Raw genomic sequence first — 19,520 nt, 5'->3', positions numbered from 1 at the left:
TTGTGGTTCACTACACTTGGCGGTAAATACCTGTGGTCAGACTATCTCCGACTGAATTAGTGCCATGCCCGGCACACGCAAAAAAATCCCAACAAATTGTCGGGATTCATTTTATTAATATGCTCTTGCAAAATAAACTACATGTTTTGCTTTTTTACCACAGCATGGACATACGCCATCTGCTTCTTCATGTTCATCGATACAACGTGATGTTGCCTGATAAAGTTCTTTGATCTTTAATTCGCATGCTTCTTCACCACACCAGTTCATCTTGACATAGCCACCCTTTTCATCTAATACTTCACCTACTTCTTCTAAAGTATTAACACGAGTGATATGGCTATTTAAGAATGCTGCTGCCTTATCATACATTTCCTGATGAATTGTTTCTAATGTATCATGAATTGCCTGTGGAAGATTTTCATCTAAGTCCATCTGAGTCTTGACACCATCGTTACGTTTTACAACAACACAATGACCATTTTCGATATCACGAGGCCCTACTTCAATACGTACTGGAATACCACGCATTTCTGCTTCAGAGAACTTCCATCCAGGTGATTTATCACTTGCATCTACACTTACTCTCATACCTGCTGCTTTTAACTGCTCAGCGATTTCATCTGCTTTTTCAAGTACACCATCCTTCTTCTGCTGAATAGGGATAATCACTACCTGTGTAGGAGCAAGTCTAGGTGGTAATACAAGACCATTGTCATCACCATGAACCATGATAATAGCACCTAATAATCTTGTAGATACACCCCAAGATGTCTGATAAACATGTTTTAACTTGTTATCCTTATCTAAGAATGTCATATTGAATGCTTTCGCAAATCCCTGACCAAAGTAATGAGATGTACCAGACTGAAGAGCCTTACCATCATGCATTAATGCTTCAATAGTATAAGTTTCTTCTGCACCTGCAAACTTTTCTCTTTCTGTCTTACGCCCTGTTAACATTGGGATTGCAAGTAATTCTTTTGCTGTTTCTTCATAGATATCTCTCATCATTAATGTTTCAGAACGAGCTTCTTCTTCTGTTGCATGAATTGTATGACCTTCCTGCCATAAGAATTCAGAACCACGTAAGAATGGTCTTGTAGTCTTTTCCCATCTTACTACTGAACACCACTGGTTATATTTCTTTGGTAGATCACGATAAGAATTTACAATCTTAGCATAATGTTCACAGAATAATGTTTCTGAAGTAGGTCTAACAATTAAGTGTTCTTCTAAATCATCTAAACCACCTTTAGTCACAACTGCACATTCAGGTGCAAATCCTTCTACATGATCCTTTTCTTTATTTAATAGAGATTCAGGAATTAACATTGGCATATAAACATTCTGATGTCCTGTTTCCTTAAATCTCTTATCCATATAACTCTGAATCTGTTCCCATAAAGCATAACCATATGGGCGATAAATAATGAATCCTTTTACACTTGAGTAATCCATTAATTCTGCTTTACGACATACATCTGTATACCATTGTGCAAAGTCAACGTCTCTAGGTGTAATTGCATCATTTTTAATATTATTTTTTGCCATAACTTTCTCCTCTCTTGTACGATAATATTATAACTATTTTTGTGAAAATGAAAAGGATTAATCCAAATCATGGTGATAATAATGTGTTATATTCACTTATTTAGTAATATAGAGTCTTGAAAAATAAGGGGATATAGAGAGTGTATTGATTAATGTTTCGTGATAATCTTCCTGTAATGAGTAATCAATGAATAATATATCCTGATGTGAAATCAAAGAAGATAGACTATATCCTAAAACAATTATACATAAGCCAATCATTGAAGAATCCTCCACCAGAGAGAGATGATCCTCTTCTTGAAGATAAAGTTTATTATCAAGTATAAGTTGAAGACGATCATGGGTGATTTGTTTGAGTAACCGGTTAGCAGTATTCATTAATTGAGTGATAAAAGATGTGACATCTTCTTCTAGAGGTATTGTCTGCTTATGAAGTAATGTAAGTATCTTTTGATTATTCAAACATTCTTTCTTCTTATTTTCTATGACGTTTTCATCAACATACATAATAAAAGGATATTTTTGAATGATTTCATCACAGAACCTTTCTGCATGTTTAATCTTCTTCTGTAATGTAAGATATTCTTCTTTGACTTCTTCAATTGCCATAAGTATTTCATGATAATCCTGTTTAAGTGCTAGAAGATGTTTTTCTAATTTGTGTAGATAACCTATTTCATCTAAGAGCTTCTTATCCCTCTTATAATGAGATAAATAATCTGTATTTAATACACTGAGTTCTCTAATAAACATTTCTTTAGAAATATCTTCTGTAATATCTAATTCTTTTTTCTTTTCTATAATCTTTTCTATGAGTCTTTGATGACGCACCATATAGGTTGCTTTTTCTAAGCGTTTCTTTTCTAAATCTGTTCTTGTTTTTTCTAATATAGCTTCTTTCTTAAAAAGAAGTTCCTGAGATATTTCTCTTCCTTCTATTAAACAAGGTTTAGGATGATGAAGTGAACCACATACAGGACAAGGTGTTCCTTCCTTTAAATCCTTTGCAAGTATACCCGCAATACTATTTATATAATGATGATACATACGCATATAATCATCATTTTCACTACCATAAAGATACACAGCACGTGTATAAGATGCTTCTAAATCAAATAGATGATCCTGTGATATTAAGTATTCATCATAGAGTAAAGATAAAGCATTGAGTCCTTCTCTTCTTTTATCTATTGTCTGTTGCTGCTGCTTTCTGATAGCTGCTTTCTTTTCCATATCATCTAATTCAGTAACTAGTTCAATTTCACGTAATACTTTCTTTTTCTTATCTTCTAATGATTTTTCTAATTGATCTAAATGATTGGAATAGAGAGATAGATAAGGCTTATTCTTACTAATATAAGCACATGCGCTCTTATAATCTTCATAACTATTTAAGAAAGCCATTGTGTCATTAATCTGTTCCTCTATCATTTTTGTATCACTCGTCATGACAGGTTTTGTAGATATAAAGGAACGCATAAGTGCCTCTGTAGGTGATTGAATCCAAGTTTCTATAAAAGAAGAAGACATAATAAATTGATGTAGGAACTGATTATAATTCATATTTAAAATATTGTGGACAAGGTGCTGAGCTTCTTCATTTTCTAGATCATCACATCGAAGAATACATCTTCCTGATTGATACACACGTTCAATAGTATGTATGGTATTGTTTAGTTCAAATGTGAGATAAACTCTCTTAATAATAATTTCTGTTAAACCAAAAAAAGCGAATGTGAGACCATTGATGACTGTATTATGATCTTCAATATAATTTATATGATTCTTAAAAGAAGTAAAGTCAGTCTCAACATTCTTATCAAATGTTTTTATTGTGAGTTGTAATAAGTTCATAATGTCCTCCTGTTACTATTATAGAAAAAGGAATAGCCTTTTGCTATTCCTTAGTGAGAAAATCCCATTTTTCTACTTCTTTTGTTTTACTTACAACAAGGAAATGATCTCCTGGCTGAATAATATAATCAGCACTAAAGTCCATTGTCATCTTAAGTGAACCTTGAGGTTTAATACCTACAACGTTCATACCATAAACTCGACGGATATTAACATTAGAAAGCGATTTGCCTTCCCAATCCTTAAGTGTCCTAATTTCTACGATAGAATATTCTTCATCAAGTTCTACTAAATCTACAATAGAACGTCTTAATAAATGTTTAGCAAGCTTATAAGCCATTTCTTTTTCTGTATTAATAACACGATCAGCCCCTACTTTTTCTAGAATGATTTTCTTACGTTTTGTACGTGCTTTCGCAATAACATAAGGGACATTTAATTCCTTTAATAATAGTGTACATGTTACTGCTTCTTCAAAGTGCTTAGAAATAGCTACAACAGCTACATCAAATGTATTGATATCAAGTTCTAATAGCTGTTCACGATCAGTAACATCAGCTACAATTGCTTTAGTAACATTGTCTTTAATTCTACTGACACATACTGGATCAATATCTACTGCAAGAACTTCTACTCCGAAGTCTTCTAATGTTTCAGCAAGTGTGCTTCCAAAGATACCTAATCCTAAAATAGCGACCTGTTTTGGTTTATTACTCATGTTTACTCCTCCTAGCCAACAAGTACATCCTCATCTGGATATTTAAATTCTTTTGTATTTTTATCATGTGAACGTTTAGTAAATAAAATCATTAATGAAATAGGGCCAATACGTCCAGCATACATCAAGATAATATCTACACATTTACCAACTATACTTAATGCAGGTGTAACAGATGCACTAAGTCCTACTGTACCAAATGCTGAGAATACTTCCATTAGGATATTTAAATAATCCTGTTTAGGTTCTGTTATAAGCATAATAGAAGATGAAATAATACAAAGCATTAGTCCAAGGAAAAAGATAGAAAAAGCTCTTACGAGTGTTCTTTTCTTGATACGACGCTGGAATACTGTTGTTTCTTCAATACCACGATAAGTTGTTCTCATTAATAGTAATACAAGTGCAAAAGTAACTGTTTTAATACCTCCGGCAGTAGATGCAGGAGACCCACCGATAAACATAAGAGAACACATCAATATTTTTGTAACTCTATTAAGTGAATACATATCCACTGTTGAGAATCCAGCAGTACGTGTAGTGACTGATTGGAAGAATGAAACTACAAGTTTATCTACAAAATTCATTTTTCCAATAGTTAATGGATTGTTAAATTCCATTATAAGGAATAATAATGTTCCTATAAAAACCAAAGATACAGTCATCATTAATACTATCTTTGTATGTAGGGCAAAGCTGCCAAATAGATGACGCCACGAAAAGCTTGATGATCTTCTCTTTTCTTTAATATATTTATCATGAATATCTAATACTACAATAAAACCTAGACCACCCATGATAATTTCAAATGGTACGATAAAGTTAATAATTGGATTTGTGTTATAGGCAATAAGTGATGTAGATCCACATAAATCAAATCCGGCATTACAAAATGCACTAATAGAATGCCATATACCATAATATAAGCCTTTAAGAGCACCTAAACGAGGTATAAAAAACATTGAGAAGAATATTAATCCAATCGTTTCTATTGAAACAGTATAAATAAAAATAGTTTTTAAGAGTCTTGGAAGCATACTTAAAGAATTCTGGTTGAGTGCTTCAGTAAAAACAAGCTTTCTACTTAGAGTAATTCTTTGTCTTGCAAGAAACAAGAAAAGATATAAGAAAGTTAAGAATCCAAGACCACCAATTTGAACAAGAATAATAAGAACTGTCTGACCAAAGAGGTTATATTGATCCACAACTGTCAAAGGTGATAACCCTGTTACACATACAGCAGATGTTGCAACAAAGAGGTTATCCAAAAAGCTTGCTGCTTCTTTCTTATTTGAAAATGGTAAAGAAAGTACTATAGCACCTATTATAATTACTGCAAGAAAAGAAAGTGATACTTTCTTTGGTGCAGTAAGACGGCCAGAATGCTTTCGTCTAGTTAAAACAATATCTTTCATAACTAAATCTCCTATAATCGCATCTATTCTAACACCAAGATGTGACAAATCCAATACTAGTCTTTCTTAGAAACATAATATTGTGTAATTTCTTTCTTAGAACATTCATAACATACGACTAAAATAGCCCCTGCAAGATCAAGTGCAAGATCCCTCATTGTATCAGCGAGAGCATCATGTCCTTCTAATGGTTCATCATCACTTGATACGATAGTCGCACGTGTAGTTGCCATATATTGCTGGTTATTTGTATGGAAAATATCATCTACTGTATATTCACATAATTCCCATACTGCTCCTACGGCAAGTGAGAAGGCAACTACAAATATATATAATAATGCGCGATGCATAAAAAGGTATTTTCTACGTAGAATAAGCATCTGTAATAGCCATAAAGCAATAAATGAAAGAATAATACCTGAAGTAAAGTGAAGTAATGAATCCCACCAGCCAATCTTTCCATAGAAGTTCAAACCATCTCCAAGCACAAGTCCCAAAAACGCAAAGGCAGTAACACTGATATGTACTTCAACAGGTACTTCAAAGTTTGCGAATTTCTTTAAAAGTCTTGGTGAGATTAAAACAATACTCATCGCAATATATTGTAATAATGAGAAAAACAAGCGAACGCGCATCTTTTCTTTTTTTACATAGAATAAAGCAACCATTGTCGCAATTGCAAGAATAAGTACAATAAACGATAAAATTCTCTTAAAGATTCTAACACGACGTTTTGTTTTTTCACTATATTCAAATTCGTTATTATTCATGAATTTCCCTCCTAGTCCATCTATTATAGCACACTTTACTTAGTATGACTCTTAATTTCATGTGAAGCAAAAAAAACTCCTAGGCGCAAGCCTAAGAGTTCAAGTGAAAATCAATCTTATTCTTTTCCTTCAAGAATTGGAGTTACAGTAGTATCAATGATTTCCTGTAATGTGCTACAAGATCTGTCAAATTTTTCCTGATCAGATTCAGTTAAAGGTAATGTTAAGATTTCACGGATACCTGCTCTATTGATGATTGCTGGAACACCGATATATAAACCTTCATGACCATACTGACCTTCAAGGTAGCATGATAATGGAAGTACTGTATTTTCGTTGTTTAAGATAGCATCTACTAATCTAGCAAGAGACATACCGATACCATAATAAGTTGCTCTCTTCTTATTGATGATTTCATAAGCAGCATCTCTTACCTGTTCGTAAATTCTCTGTAACTGATCAAATGGTACTTCTCTTTCTTCTACAACTTCAAGAAGTGATTTACATCCGATATAAGCATTTGTCCAAGATACGAATGAGCTATCACCATGTTCCCCCATGATATAACCATGAACTGAAGCTGGGTTTACTTCGAAGAAGTTACCAATTTCATATCTTAATCTTGCTGTATCAAGCATAGTTCCTGAACCAAGAACCTGGTATGGATGAAGACCAGTAGCCTTCTGCATTACGTAAGTCATGATATCGCATGGGTTAGAAGCTACTACGATTACACCATTGAATCCTGATTCCTTAATAGCCTTACCAACTGAAGCCATGATCTTTGTGTTGATTGCAACTAATTCAAGTCTTGTCTGACCTGGTTTCTGAGCTGCACCAGCAGTTACAACGATAACGTTTGCATCAGTACAGTCAGAATAATCACCTGCATAAACCTTTAATTTACCGTTTGCATATGGTAAACCATGAACTAAGTCCATTGCTTCCCCTTCTGCCTTTTCAGTATTAACATCAACTAATACAAGTTCATCAATACCTTTGTGGTTCATTAAAGTATAAGCCATACTCATACCTACAAAACCTGTACCAACTAGAACAACTTTACGGTTACCCTGAGCTGGCATATCATTTAAATAATCTGTCATTGCCATAATTCATTTCACTCTCCTATACCTAGAAGTATAGTATAATCATTTCCCAAATACAATAAAATATTTGCTAATTAAATAAAAAAATTCATTTGAATTTAGTTGATAAATCCATGGTTTTTTGATGATAACGCTTTCTGTGTTTCAGAGAATGTAAGTGTAAGCGAATTCATTGCTATAAATTTGTTACAATGAAAATGTTGCTTAAATTGACTTGTGGTCATTTGTTGGTATAATAAATATTGGAGGGATTTATATGAATGCTCTGAGTGATATTAAATCTAAGATAGAAAAGAATAAAGAAGAAAAAAGGGAACGTCTTCTAGCAAGTGCCACTGCATTATTTGCAGAAAAGAATTTTAATAATACATCTATTTCTGACATTGTAAATAAAGCAAAGGTTGCAAAAGGTACTTTTTATTTATATTTCAAAGACAAATATGATATTAGAAACCATATTGTACAGGAAATCAGTACTGATTTATTCGATGATGCAGTGAACGAATTAAAAAAACATCCTGAGATCACCCATTTTGATGATTCTATGATTTTTATCATCAATCATGTGATTGATGCTCTTGTAGCCAATCCTACATTCTTGACCTTAATGAATAAAGACTTATCTCTTGGTGTCTACTCTCAGGAACTTACAAAGATTCTAGAAGAAACAGATCATCTTAGTCTATATGAATTATTTAAGGAAGGTGTAGAAAGAGAGAATCTTAATATTAAAAATATTGATATTACCTTCTTTACTATAGTAGAGCTTGTAGGTTCAACTTGCTTTAGCTGTATTGTCAATAAGGTTCCCTGCCCTATTGAGGACTATAAGCCTTATCTATTTGATTTAATACGTACTTTACTTCATGCTGCTTAATAAAAAAAGCAGCATTTTTTCTATGCCGCTAAAACCTCATTCACATAATCAAGAAGCTTTTTAGTATCTGTATAAGTTTCTTCACGTGAGTTTTCTTTAAATATAACTGTAATGATTGTTTTGTTATTTACCTTAGAATAAGTAACTAAACATCTTTTCGCAAGATTAGTAAAGCCTGTCTTTCCCCCAACGACTCTTTCATCATAATAAGGAGAAGCCTGCTGGGTCATCTTTACATTCTGCATTGTACGATATTGATTTGATTCAAAAGTATAGCTTGGTGTAGAAATAATATTTCTTAACTCTTTATTCTTATAAAATGCTTTCGCAATAAGTGCCATATCCTTTGTACTACAGGTCTCTTTAAGCCATCCCTTTTGGGCATAGCTGAGTCCATGAGGATTAGACACCTCTACCTTTTGACAACCTAGTTTTTTTGCTTTCTTGTTCATTGCGTTAATAAAAGCATCATAACCACCTTGATAGTTTTCAGCAAGAGTTAAAGCCATTTCATTAGAACTCTTTAAAAGCATACCACGAATAACATCTTTAAAAGGAATCTGTTCACCATCATGTACAGGTTCAGTATAGGCAAACACACGATCTGGTAAAGACATAATATTCTTTGTAGTAAGAAGATCATCATCCTTATAATACTCTATTGCAACAAGGGCACTTAATAGTTTAATTGTAGAAGCAGGATAACGTGATTCCTGTTCATTTTTCGCATAATACACCTTTCCTGATTCCGCATCCATCACAACTGCTGACACTTCTTCTGTATTAAGTGCTGGTTGAGGGATAGAATTGATTTTCTCTTCTTTTTGTTTTGCGGCATGCGAGATTGTATTTGTTTTCTTTTTTTCAGGCTGCTTTGAAGTACATGCACAAAGCATGAATGCAGCGCATATCATTGTAATCCATTTACGATATTTCATTTTTTAATCACCTCTTTGAAACATGATAACTATTTTAAACCTATTCATCAATCTTCTTCCATCATTTTTCATTCTTTTTGAATAATAATATGTTATAATGATTTGGTAAAGGAGAAATAGTATGGTTAATTATCCAAACCTTAAAAAGGCACCGGCTAATGTGTCTATCCCTAAGAAATCTACAAGTAAGCATTATACTGCTTTTCGTGGGATGAGCTTAGAAGAAGACATCAACCTATCTAACACCTATTACTTATCTGTCGATCAGGCTGTCATATATAAAAAACCGACACCTATCCAGATTGTAAAAGTCGATTATCCTTCACGAAATAAAGCCCGTATAGTTGAAGCATACTATCAGGCCCCTTCTACTACGGATTATAATGGAATTTATAAAGGCAGATATATTGATTTTGAAGCAAAAGAAACTAAATCTTTCCGATTCCCTTTTCGTAATATTTCTGAGCATCAGATCAATCATCTCGCACGTGTCTCACGTCATGGGGGAATTGCCTTTATTATTATTGCCTTCACATCTGTAGGAGAAGTTTATTTGTTAGATGCTTCGATTATGATAGAGCGCTTTTTTCATGACAAGAAGCAGCATATAAGTTATGATGAAGTGAAAGAAAGTGGACATCTTATTAAGCAGGGCTATCAGCCAAGACTCGCTTATTTAGATGTAATCGATGAATTTTACCTTAAGGAGGACACTTTATGAAAGTTCAATCAACCAAGGACCTTAAGCAGATAAAGAAAACAATTAAGATATGTATTATCGCATTATGTGTTCTTGTAGCGAGCGGTAGTGGTTACCTTGGATTTAAGATTTATCAGCAAATCAGTAATTTTGATATTGATAATCTTACAACAACTTCCTACTCTTCTCAGGTTTCTCAGGATGGAGAAACCTATTACAAGTATGGTAGTTCTATTGGGAAATATGTAAGTTATGATGATATTCCTGAAGTAATGATTGATGCTGTAGTTGCTGCAGAAGACTCTCGTTTTTTTGTACATAAGGGTTTTGATATTCCACGTATTATTAAAGCTCTTATGTCAAATATCTTAGCAGGTCATACTGTTGCAGGTGGTTCTACAATTACTCAGCAGCTCATCAAAAAGACATATTATCCATATGAAGAAAAAACAATTGAAAGAAAGGTTGGAGAAGTCATTCTTTCTATTGAAGCGACTCAGCAGACTACTAAACAGAAAGTACTTGAACTATATCTCAATAAGATTTATTTTGGTAAGTCAAATAGTTCTATTGGTATTTATGGGGCAAGCTACTATTATTTTGGAAAGAGCCCTGATCAGTTAACTTTACCAGAAGCTGCATTGCTTGCTGGTACAATTAATTCTCCTGTTTCATATGACCCACTTAAGAATTTGACTCTTGCAACAAAAAGAAGAAATATTATCCTTAACTTGATGTATGAACATGGATATATTAGTGAAAAAGAAAGAGACAATGCGAAAAGCGTAAAGGTTGAAAACATATTAAAATATGATCCAATCCAAACAAATGGTAAATATGCTTCTTATGTTGATCGTGTTACTCAAGAAGCTAAAGATTTAGGTTATGACCCTAATAAGACAAAGATGACAATCTATACTTATATGGATCATGATATGCAGGAATATCTTGATGATGTTTCTTCAGGCAAGAACTATAAGTTTACTGACAGTGAGATGCAGGCAGCTGCTTCAGTGCTTGAATCAAAGACTGGACGTATTATTGGTTTAATGAGTGCGAAAAATTATCGTGCGAATAATTCTGATGCGACTTATCTAGATTATGCTTATACATTAAAGAATAGAAGACAGCCAGGTTCTTCTATCAAACCTATTCTTGACTATGCAACTGCATTTGAATATCTCAACTGGTCTACTGGACATACAGTAGATGACTCAGAATTTACTCAGGGTAGCTGGCATCCAAAGAACTGGGATAACAATTACCATGGTGATGTTCTTCTTGAAGATGCTCTTGCAAATTCATGGAACTTAGCTGCTATTCATACTTTAAATAGTGTTCTTAAGAAGGTTGGTAATAATCAGGTTGTTAGCTTCTTAAAAGGCCTAGGCTATAACATGGATGATGAAGATTTCAACTTAAACTATGCCATTGGTGGTTGGAAGTATGGTACAACACCTACTATGCAGGCAGCTGCTTATGCAGCTATCTCAAATGGTGGTACGTATATTAAGCCACATACAATTCAGAAGATTGTGATTAATACAACTGGTGAAACGATTAATGTAGATGATGATATTCAGAAACAGGCAAGTGAAGGAATGAAAGATTCTACTGCTTTCTTACTTCGTCAGGTTATGACAAGCTATGTAAAGAGTAATGGAAGCTACTCAGCATTTGATATCGGTTCTCAGATTGGTGCAAAGACTGGTACTTCTAACTTTGATGCAACTATCCCAGCTTTAGCTGGCAAGGATAAAGACCATTGGCTTTGTGCTTATTCACCTGATTATGCATGGGCCTGCTGGAATGGTTTCCCTGCAGAAATATCTACAAAGAAACATAAATATCTTGCAAGTGGTATGAATGATGCAAAATCAATTGCCGCAAAAATTGCGAAGAAACTTGACACTCGTAAGATGGAAAATAGCTATGAAACACCAAGTAATGTTGAACAGGCACGTATGGTTAAGGGTGTATATCCATATGTATCTCCAAGTTCTTCTACACCAGAAGAAAAGATTATGACTGCTTGGTTTGTTAAGGGACATGGTCCGAGTGGTGTAGATGATGGTTCTTCTTATGCTGATGAATATAAAGTACCTGAGTTAACATCATTTAATGCATCATTGAATTCAAACAATTCAATTTCAGTCACATTTGGTTCTTATGATCCTGAATATGAAGGTAAGATCACTTGTGTTGTAGAAATCAGTGATGGTTCTTCTACAAAGACTGAAACATTATCTTCTACAAGTGGAACACTTGTATATAACACTGAATCAGGTAAGACATACACAGTAACTGGTTATTATAAACTAAAGAGTGGTGACACAACTTCTAATAAGAAGTCAGTAAGATTATCTACTGGAAGTACAGCTGTAGGTACTGCAACCTTCAGTGTTACTGCAAATGGTACAGCTATATCAAATGGAGGAACTATTTCAGCCACTTCAGTTAATGTCAGCACATCTGGTCCAAATGGACATACAATGATTGTGACATGTAATGGAAATAGTCAATCATTGAATTGTGGAAGCAGTGCAACAATTAGTGGATTATCTAGTGGCAGATCATATACGATTTCATTTACTGAAAAGAATTCAAGTGGTGAAACAAAAACTATTGGTTCTATCCATTTCACAGTACAGACAACTGATACACAAGAACAATAAGGTTTCCAAAAAAAAGAATCCTTATGGAGATTAATGTGGACCCCGTGTCAAGGACATTAAATAAAAAAGTACTTAAAATTGATTAGAAATAAAGATATCCTCTAGGTGTAATAACCAGGAGGATATTTTTTATGTGTAAACTATGTAAATATGTAATTATTAAAAATGGAGTTTTATGTGTATTGGAAACAGATAGAATGAAGGAAGTCATAAGAAATGAACTTGGTGTATTTGACTACCGTGATTATATATTTGATGATGATCCATCAGTCTATATTCTTGTAAAGGATTTAAGTGTATATGATACTGATCATACTATTGTTTATAGATCTTTTCCAGATGATGCTGACGGTTATTTTAATGGCACTGTTATATTCACTAAGATGGATGATTTTGGCTTTGCACCATTAAGCAATAATGATATAGATATAATCAGAAGTCATCTACGCAGATTATCTGATGGACTGTTTGAAATGAGTTATTCTTTGAAGGATAGCTACTAATTCCTCGAGCGTTGAGTTTCTATCAAGATTATTTCTTACCTGTCTGAATTTTTCCTTATATTCATCAGGCTCCTTAGCGATATGGTTGAGAGGGTACTCACTAGTCATGTAATATTCTAAGTATTCATTTGGTGAAAGCTTGGCTAGATTGTACTGATAACGATCATTGTTGTAATAAACCATATAGGAATCTATTATTTCCTTTAGTTCTTCGTATGAGCCAGCATTCTCTGTATATCTGCCTATCTCATCTTTCATATGTCCGAAGAAGGATTCCTGGGGAGCGTTGTCCCAGCAGTTTCCTCTTCTTGACATTGACTGTCTGATTTCCAGGCTCTTGAGTAAGTCAATAAACTTAATACTTGTATAATGCACACCCTGATCACTGTGTATCAGAGCATCAGTATGAATATTATGCTTATGTTTACTGTAAAGCTGATTTATTGTCTCCAGGACAAAGTCTACTTCTAAAGACGGTGATAATACATATGCAAGAATCTGCTTTGTAAATCCATCCTTTACCACCGATAGATATGCTTTAGATCTTTTATGACCGTAGAATAGATAAGTAATGTCTGTTTCAAGCACATATCCAGGACCGTACTCCTCGAAGTGTCTGTTTAGAATATTATCTGCATAATTTGATGTTTTCATTGCCTTAGCCATCCTTCTTGCAGGACTGGCTTTTCTTATTGGGCAGAATAGACCGTATTTCTTCATCAGTCTTGAAATCTTTTTATGATTCATCACAATGCCCATGTGAAGAAGACGCATATGAATACCACGTCTGCCTTTGTCATATCCTTTGAACTTGTATGCTTCTAAAATCAGTTCAAAATCCTTACGGTCTTGTTCTTCTTTTTCGCTTATGAAACCTTTTCGTTTCTTCCATGAATAGAACCCGCTTCTTGAAACACCTGCAGTATCACATAATGCTGAGACACTCAGATTATTACTAGGTGATTCAAGAGTTCTATCTATCAGTTCATATTTTTCTCTTACTGTTTGTCCTTCTGCAGTTTTGAGATTTGCTTTCTGTTGATAAATCTCACTCTTTTTAAAAAATCGTTCTCCTGCTGGAGAATTTCGCATTTCTGTTTAAGTCTTTCTAGATCTTCCTCAATAGTCAGAACCCTTGCAAGAGGTCTGCCAGAATCTGTTCTTCTTGTGTCTTTGAATCCTTCTACTCTTGTTGCTTCTTTCCTTACACGATATGTAAAACTTTTAGTTCGACGGGGTCCTAGCAAACTTGGATCAAATCCATATTTTTTAAAAATATTTCTAGGTAACATTCCTTTCTGTAAATCTGTCCAGAAGAGTTCTTTAAATTCTTCTGAATAAGTTATACTTTTAACAGAAACTTTCTTTACATATGGATTCTTCTCAAGTTCCTTTACTAGTTCATCACTAAAATAATTTGCTCCCATAATAACACCACCATTCTATAATCATTATACTACGCAAAATAAAAACCCTGTAAAACAGGGTCACGAAATAAGGTCTCTTTTTTATCGTGTCCATTTTACAGGGTCCATTTTAGATTCTTAGAGCTTCTTGTTCTTTTCTTTACATATGTCTACTAGTGGACATGCCTTACAATGGGGAGACATCGCCTTGCAATGATATCTTCCAAAGAAAATCATTTGGTGATGTGTTTTAATCCATCTATTTTTAGGAATAGTCTTCATAAGCTTCTTTTCTACAGTCAATACTGTATCATCCGCTTTCGCAAATCCAAGTCTTTTAGAGATACGTTCTACATGAGTATCTACCGCAATAGCGGGATAACCAAATCCTTCTGCCATGACAACATTGGCTGTTTTTCTTCCTACTCCTGGGAGTGTAATTAATTCTTTGTGAGAAGCTGGTACAACGCCATTGAAGCGTGTCTGAAGAGTTTCAGCCATAGCCTTGATATTCTTAGCCTTATTTCTATAAAGGCCGATAGAATGGAGATCTGACTCCAATTCGGGCAATGATGCATTCGCATAGTCTTCTACTGTCTGATATTTTTTAAATAGATGAGTAGTCAGCTTGTTCACTGCTTCATCTGTTGTTTGTGCTGATAACATTACTGCAACAAGTAATTCTAGATTGTTAGAATGATTCAATACACAGCGTGCATCTGGAAACATTTCATCAAATGTATTGAGTATTCGATCTTGTTTTGTTTTAATCATTTTCCCACCAGTTATAATTTCTTACTTCTTCACTTATTTCTGGCTCTTCTTCTTGATATTTCTTAATATAATTCTTAGAATGAGCCCAGTTTTCTAGTACTCTTTCAATATATCTAAAAGAAAGTGCATTAGATTTCACTGCTTCTCTTAAAGCAGATACAATCATTTCATCATCATATCCAGTTCTTTTAAACTGATTGATATATTCAATATCCATCGTACTCATTGTACGTCCAAAAGCATCTTCAAATATTTCTACAAGATTGACTTCTTCTTTCTTTTCTACCTTCATACCTAGTAATAGCTTTTCTAAAGGTTTGAAATCAATTTTTAAGTTAATACGATCAAGATAATGTTTATCAACAAGTCTAATCATAATATCATCAATTTCTTTAATAGATAGAGAAGAAAATTCCGCAATCTTTTGAGGATATATAGGTCTTACACCTAAATCACTTAAAGTCATCATCAATAATAATATATGTGTTTCTTCATCTTTTAGTCCTATAGACTTTCCTTTAAGTAATAAAAGTTTCTTAAAGTCTATACACTGATAATCTTTCAACATTTCTGTACTCATAGACGATAATACTTCACAAACTTTCCTTCATCTAAAGAGTAATAGAAATAATAGAGGTACTCATCATTCTGATATTTTCCAAAATAAACAAGATCACCATTTTCATAACCTATAGATAAACTACTTACATTTACTTTATATTCATTATTGATCGTATTGATGACATCTTCCTGTTTAGCGATAGAACCACTATAACTATCTACTAATTTATATTTAGTATTATAAACCTGATAGACCTTCTTTTTTTTCTTGTCTTTAATACGAATGATATAGTAGGTCTTAGAGCTGTTGTATTCATTGAAGTAATCATCATAGTTAAGTTTATATTTATTAATAATCTTATTTCTTTCTAATGCGATATCATTTTCATGATTAAAATAAGGAACATGTATGCTTAACATGCAGAAAGAGACTACAATCAAAATAACCACTAATACTGCAATGATTAAATGATAAATCCAGTTTTTATCTTTCTTATTATAATTCATAACGACCTCCATAGTGCCACTATTATAGCGCATTTAAGATTAAAAAAAAAGAGATTCGTTAATTTGAATCTCTATTAGAACTGCTTAATATCATAAAGAGAATTCTTAACATACTTGCAAGAGTTGCACATACTCCAGCAACATAAGTCAATGCAGCAGCATAAAGCATCTGCCATGCACCTGCATATTCATTTTCATTCAAGTATTGAGATTGTAATATCGCAAGTCCTCTTTTTGATGCATTAATTTCTACTGGTAATGTAATAATCTGGAAAGCTAAAATGCCACACATAAGGAAGAAACCTAAAAAAGCAAGTTTAGTAGATCCTAATGCAAGTCCAATCATAATCGCAATCCAACCTAAATAATTTCCTACATTACATAAAGGAATAATCGCATTTCTTACACGTATTGGCATGTAGTTTTCATGATATTGAATGGCATGACCACATTCATGTGCTGCAACGGCACATGATGCAATTGTTGTACCATGATATATGTCACTCGAAAGAGATACACTATTATTAGAAGGATCAAAGTGATCTGATAATTCTCCATGTACTTCATAAACTGGTACATGAGTCATTCCATGAGAATCTAATATTTCTCTAGCCACTTGTGCCCCTGTGATACCACGACTATTTTGTTTACGACGGTATTTCGCATATGTAGATTTGATCTTGGCCTGACAGTATAAAGAAAAAAACATCGCAATACCTACTAAAATTGTACCAAGCATATAACCTGGATTTGTCATTAAATAATAACTCATTTTCATCAACTCCTGATATCATTATATATAAAAATTATTAACTGTATATAAACAAAAAAGATGCATTAGTTCATTGCATCTTTTAATCTATTACTTGGTTTGAAAGAAACTGTACGACTTGCAGGAATAATAATAGGTTCCTTAGTCTTAGGTGAAACACCCTTACGTTCATGGCAGTGATTGATTTTAAATGTACCGAAGCCAGAAATAAGAACTTTGTCACCATCAATCATACTTTCTACCATCGTATCAAAAACTGTATTCACAAGAATTTCAGCGTCTTTTTTTGTTAAATCTCTTTTTTCAGAAACGATATTGATTAATTCTTTTTTATTCACTTCTGTAATGCCTCCTAATAAATTATCCTTGAGTAGTATAACAAAATCTATCTTCTATTTCAAGAGATAAAATACAAAAAAAGCACGTAATAAAGGACATAAAATGAATTACTATTTTTTTGATTTATAGGCTTTTTCCCAGAACTTATTTCCTTCTTTTAAGAACTGTTTTTTAGAAAAAAATGTGATATCTAAGGCACTTTCTTTCGCTTTTCTTATATCTAATGCAAAATTTTTTAATTCATTAGATATACGCCAGGTATAAGGAATATGGTCTAATAAGAAGTAAGCACCAATTTTTAATGTACCTTTATAAACTGCATTTGTTTTCTTACTATATAACTCCATAATCTCTTGGGCATAGTCACAATAATCTGTTTCATATTCATCACAATACATGACACAATAAATTGTTTTATGATTCATTAAAGACTCATTATTTTTCATATAATCAAGCATACATGAAGGGATAGTTTGAGAAGAGATAGGAAACATGAAAATAAGAGTACCATTATCTTCTAAATCTTTATCTTCTATGACCTGTAATGTTTTAATAGTAACATTGTTTTTAAGATAGTGAGCAAGCTTATATGCCTGTTTGTACATTACTTTATTTGTATATATTAAACCAGATAAGATGATTAAAGTATTATCCACAATCAACACCTCCAAATGTCTTAAGAGAATTATCTAATTCTTCTTCTGTACAGAAGTAAGTATTAATAGAAGAAATAGAATAACCTAGAAGTGAGTCATGTAAATAATTCATCAGCATCTTCTGTTCCTGTTCTGATATATCACCATAGCCTATAAGAAGGATTTTCTTAGATTGCTGAGCTAAAGATGCATGACAGGTTGTTCCATCTACTGTTGTATAATAAGGCTCATATGAGTCAATATTACGCTCTATAAAGGATTTTAGGGGTGTATCAAAGCATCCACAATAAATATGAGTCACTAGAATAATTAAAGAAGCCTGACCAATCCATTGATTAATGACTGAAATATCATCGTGATAACGACAAGGCATTTGTTTTTTTAGGCATGTATAGTCTCCTGTACAAGCACTATATTTAATATTGTTCAGATTGACGATAACACTTTCATTAAATAATTCTAAAGGAATATCTTTATCTGTAATGACTATATTTTTCATGTATAAAACCCTCCCTCATATAAGGATACAAGAAGAATTGAACGAATTCAATAAAAAAAGCCCTCCATGTGGAAGGCATAAAAAAAGGACCTGGCAGCTTGCTATTGTCGCGTCTTCACACTATCGTCGCCGTTATGATGCTTAACTTCCGTGTTCGGGATGGGAACGGGTGTGTCCATCATGCTATCGCCGCCAGATCCTCGAGGGATCCCTCAAAACCAGATACGTCATCTCTACTAATCCTTACTCTTTCCAATCTTGGCCAAGTCCTCGGCCTATTAGTACCGCCCCGCTAAGCACATCGCTGCGCTTGCACTCGCGGCCTATCAACCTCGTCGTCTTCGAGGGGCCTTACTTGTCGCCAATGGGAGGTCTCATCTTGGAGGGGGCTTCACGCTTAGATGCCTTCAGCGCTTATCCCGTCCGGACTTGGCTGCCCAGCTGTGCCACTGGCGTGACAACTGGTGCACCATCGGTCCGTCCACCCCGGTCCTCTCGTACTAGGGGCAGCTCTCCTCAAACCTCCTGCGCCCACGACAGATAGGGACCGAACTGTCTCACGACGTTCTGAACCCAGCTCGCGTACCGCTTTAATGGGCGAACAGCCCAACCCTTGGAACCGACTTCAGCTCCAGGATGCGATGAGCCGACATCGAGGTGCCAAACCTCCCCGTCGATGTGAACTCTTGGGGGAGATCAGCCTGTTATCCCCAGGGTAGCTTTTATCCGTTGAGCGACGGCCCTTCCATTCGGATCCGCCGGATCACTAAGCCCGACTTTCGTCCCTGCTCGACCTGTATGTCTCGCAGTCAGACACCCTTATGCCTTTGCACTCTATGCATGGTTTCCATCCATGCTGAGGGTATCTTTGGGCGCCTCCGTTACTCTTTGGG

General features: G+C 34.1%; 20 protein-coding genes and 2 rRNA genes. 4 read left to right on the top strand and 18 right to left on the bottom strand.

Annotated features, from left to right (window positions below; genetic code table 11):
- Positions 1–114 precede the first annotated feature (114 nt).
- The 6 genes from proS to ABUA27_RS06685 all read right to left on the bottom strand — a co-directional run bounded on the left by proS (position 115) and on the right by ABUA27_RS06685 (position 7,423).
- On the bottom strand, positions 115–1,554 hold the full coding sequence (gene proS / locus ABUA27_RS06710) for a proline--tRNA ligase (RefSeq protein WP_129981808.1): 1,440 nt from the start codon (positions 1,552–1,554) through the stop codon (positions 115–117).
- A 96-nt stretch (positions 1,555–1,650) separates the two neighbouring features.
- Positions 1,651–3,408: a hypothetical protein gene (locus tag ABUA27_RS06705; protein ID WP_349820441.1), complete on the bottom strand. Its 1,758-nt coding sequence runs from the start codon at positions 3,406–3,408 to the stop codon at positions 1,651–1,653.
- Between the two features lie 43 nt (positions 3,409–3,451).
- Positions 3,452–4,126: a potassium channel family protein gene (locus tag ABUA27_RS06700; RefSeq protein ID WP_022424212.1), complete on the bottom strand. Its 675-nt coding sequence runs from the start codon at positions 4,124–4,126 to the stop codon at positions 3,452–3,454.
- Positions 4,127–4,137: 11 nt separating this feature from the next.
- On the bottom strand, positions 4,138–5,541 hold the full coding sequence (locus ABUA27_RS06695; protein ID WP_287846455.1) for a TrkH family potassium uptake protein: 1,404 nt from the start codon (positions 5,539–5,541) through the stop codon (positions 4,138–4,140).
- 56 nt (positions 5,542–5,597) lie between these two features.
- Positions 5,598–6,311, bottom strand: a complete 714-nt coding sequence (locus tag ABUA27_RS06690) for a DUF2238 domain-containing protein (RefSeq protein WP_349820440.1) — start codon at positions 6,309–6,311, stop codon at positions 5,598–5,600.
- Between the two features lie 116 nt (positions 6,312–6,427).
- Positions 6,428–7,423, bottom strand: coding sequence for an L-lactate dehydrogenase (locus tag ABUA27_RS06685; protein ID WP_129981805.1), 996 nt, complete (start codon positions 7,421–7,423; stop codon positions 6,428–6,430).
- Positions 7,424–7,676: 253 nt separating this feature from the next.
- Between ABUA27_RS06685 and ABUA27_RS06680 the strand changes: the two genes are divergently transcribed.
- On the top strand, positions 7,677–8,297 hold the full coding sequence (locus ABUA27_RS06680) for a TetR/AcrR family transcriptional regulator (protein WP_129981804.1): 621 nt from the start codon (positions 7,677–7,679) through the stop codon (positions 8,295–8,297).
- Positions 8,298–8,317: 20 nt separating this feature from the next.
- Here ABUA27_RS06680 and ABUA27_RS06675 read toward each other — a convergent pair whose 3' ends face one another.
- Positions 8,318–9,235, bottom strand: a complete 918-nt coding sequence (locus tag ABUA27_RS06675) for a D-alanyl-D-alanine carboxypeptidase family protein (protein ID WP_129981803.1) — start codon at positions 9,233–9,235, stop codon at positions 8,318–8,320.
- Positions 9,236–9,356: 121 nt separating this feature from the next.
- Here ABUA27_RS06675 and recU point away from each other — a divergent pair, with 121 nt between their 5' ends.
- The 3 genes from recU to ABUA27_RS06660 all read left to right on the top strand — a co-directional run bounded on the left by recU (position 9,357) and on the right by ABUA27_RS06660 (position 13,113).
- Positions 9,357–9,956 (top strand): Holliday junction resolvase RecU, encoded by a 600-nt coding sequence (gene recU / locus ABUA27_RS06670; RefSeq protein ID WP_349820439.1) that lies wholly within the window; start codon positions 9,357–9,359, stop codon positions 9,954–9,956.
- On the top strand, positions 9,953–12,610 hold the full coding sequence (locus ABUA27_RS06665) for a transglycosylase domain-containing protein (protein WP_349820438.1): 2,658 nt from the start codon (positions 9,953–9,955) through the stop codon (positions 12,608–12,610). The genes recU and ABUA27_RS06665 overlap by 4 nt, the downstream gene beginning before the upstream one ends.
- 131 nt (positions 12,611–12,741) lie before the next feature.
- Positions 12,742–13,113, top strand: coding sequence for a hypothetical protein (locus ABUA27_RS06660; RefSeq protein ID WP_349820437.1), 372 nt, complete (start codon positions 12,742–12,744; stop codon positions 13,111–13,113).
- On the opposite strand, the gene ABUA27_RS06655 is transcribed toward ABUA27_RS06660, so the two are convergent.
- The 11 genes from ABUA27_RS06655 to ABUA27_RS06605 form a co-directional block, all read right to left on the bottom strand.
- Positions 13,063–14,205 carry an IS3 family transposase gene (locus ABUA27_RS06655; protein ID WP_349820436.1) on the bottom strand — a complete coding sequence of 381 codons (1,143 nt, stop codon included), beginning with the start codon at positions 14,203–14,205 and terminating at the stop codon, positions 13,063–13,065. The genes ABUA27_RS06660 and ABUA27_RS06655 overlap by 51 nt on opposite strands.
- Positions 14,112–14,540 (bottom strand): HTH domain-containing protein, encoded by a 429-nt coding sequence (locus ABUA27_RS06650; RefSeq protein ID WP_349820435.1) that lies wholly within the window; start codon positions 14,538–14,540, stop codon positions 14,112–14,114. The genes ABUA27_RS06655 and ABUA27_RS06650 overlap by 94 nt, the downstream gene beginning before the upstream one ends.
- Positions 14,541–14,657: 117 nt before the next feature.
- The gene (gene nth, locus ABUA27_RS06645; RefSeq protein ID WP_129982239.1) at positions 14,658–15,293 is read right to left on the bottom strand and encodes an endonuclease III; all 636 of its coding nucleotides are present in this window, start codon (positions 15,291–15,293) and stop codon (positions 14,658–14,660) included.
- On the bottom strand, positions 15,286–15,873 hold the full coding sequence (locus tag ABUA27_RS06640) for a DnaD domain-containing protein (protein ID WP_129982238.1): 588 nt from the start codon (positions 15,871–15,873) through the stop codon (positions 15,286–15,288). Before ABUA27_RS06640 ends, nth begins: the two co-directional genes overlap by 8 nt.
- A complete protein-coding gene (locus ABUA27_RS06635) occupies positions 15,870–16,361 on the bottom strand; it encodes a hypothetical protein (protein ID WP_349820434.1) in 492 nt (163 codons plus the stop codon). The genes ABUA27_RS06640 and ABUA27_RS06635 overlap by 4 nt, the downstream gene beginning before the upstream one ends.
- Positions 16,362–16,419: 58 nt before the next feature.
- Positions 16,420–17,133, bottom strand: coding sequence for a zinc metallopeptidase (locus tag ABUA27_RS06630; RefSeq protein ID WP_238634605.1), 714 nt, complete (start codon positions 17,131–17,133; stop codon positions 16,420–16,422).
- 65 nt (positions 17,134–17,198) lie between these two features.
- Positions 17,199–17,471 (bottom strand): HU family DNA-binding protein, encoded by a 273-nt coding sequence (locus ABUA27_RS06625; protein ID WP_022424200.1) that lies wholly within the window; start codon positions 17,469–17,471, stop codon positions 17,199–17,201.
- 111 nt (positions 17,472–17,582) lie between these two features.
- Positions 17,583–18,128 carry a hypothetical protein gene (locus ABUA27_RS06620; protein WP_303353181.1) on the bottom strand — a complete coding sequence of 182 codons (546 nt, stop codon included), beginning with the start codon at positions 18,126–18,128 and terminating at the stop codon, positions 17,583–17,585.
- Positions 18,121–18,627, bottom strand: coding sequence for a flavodoxin family protein (locus ABUA27_RS06615; protein WP_349820433.1), 507 nt, complete (start codon positions 18,625–18,627; stop codon positions 18,121–18,123). The genes ABUA27_RS06620 and ABUA27_RS06615 overlap by 8 nt, the downstream gene beginning before the upstream one ends.
- 88 nt (positions 18,628–18,715) lie before the next feature.
- Positions 18,716–18,824 (bottom strand): 5S ribosomal RNA (rrf, locus tag ABUA27_RS06610).
- 61 nt (positions 18,825–18,885) lie between these two features.
- Positions 18,886–19,520, bottom strand: a 23S ribosomal RNA gene (locus ABUA27_RS06605); the annotation flags it as partial.

Source organism: Catenibacterium sp. RTP21428st1_D7_RTP21428_210409 (genome assembly GCF_040227455.1).
Classification (GTDB): Bacteria; Bacillota_I; Bacilli_A; order Erysipelotrichales; family Coprobacillaceae; genus Catenibacterium; species Catenibacterium mitsuoka_A.
Note: the sequence above shows the minus strand (reverse complement) of the source record. Positions and strands in the feature narration are given on the sequence as shown.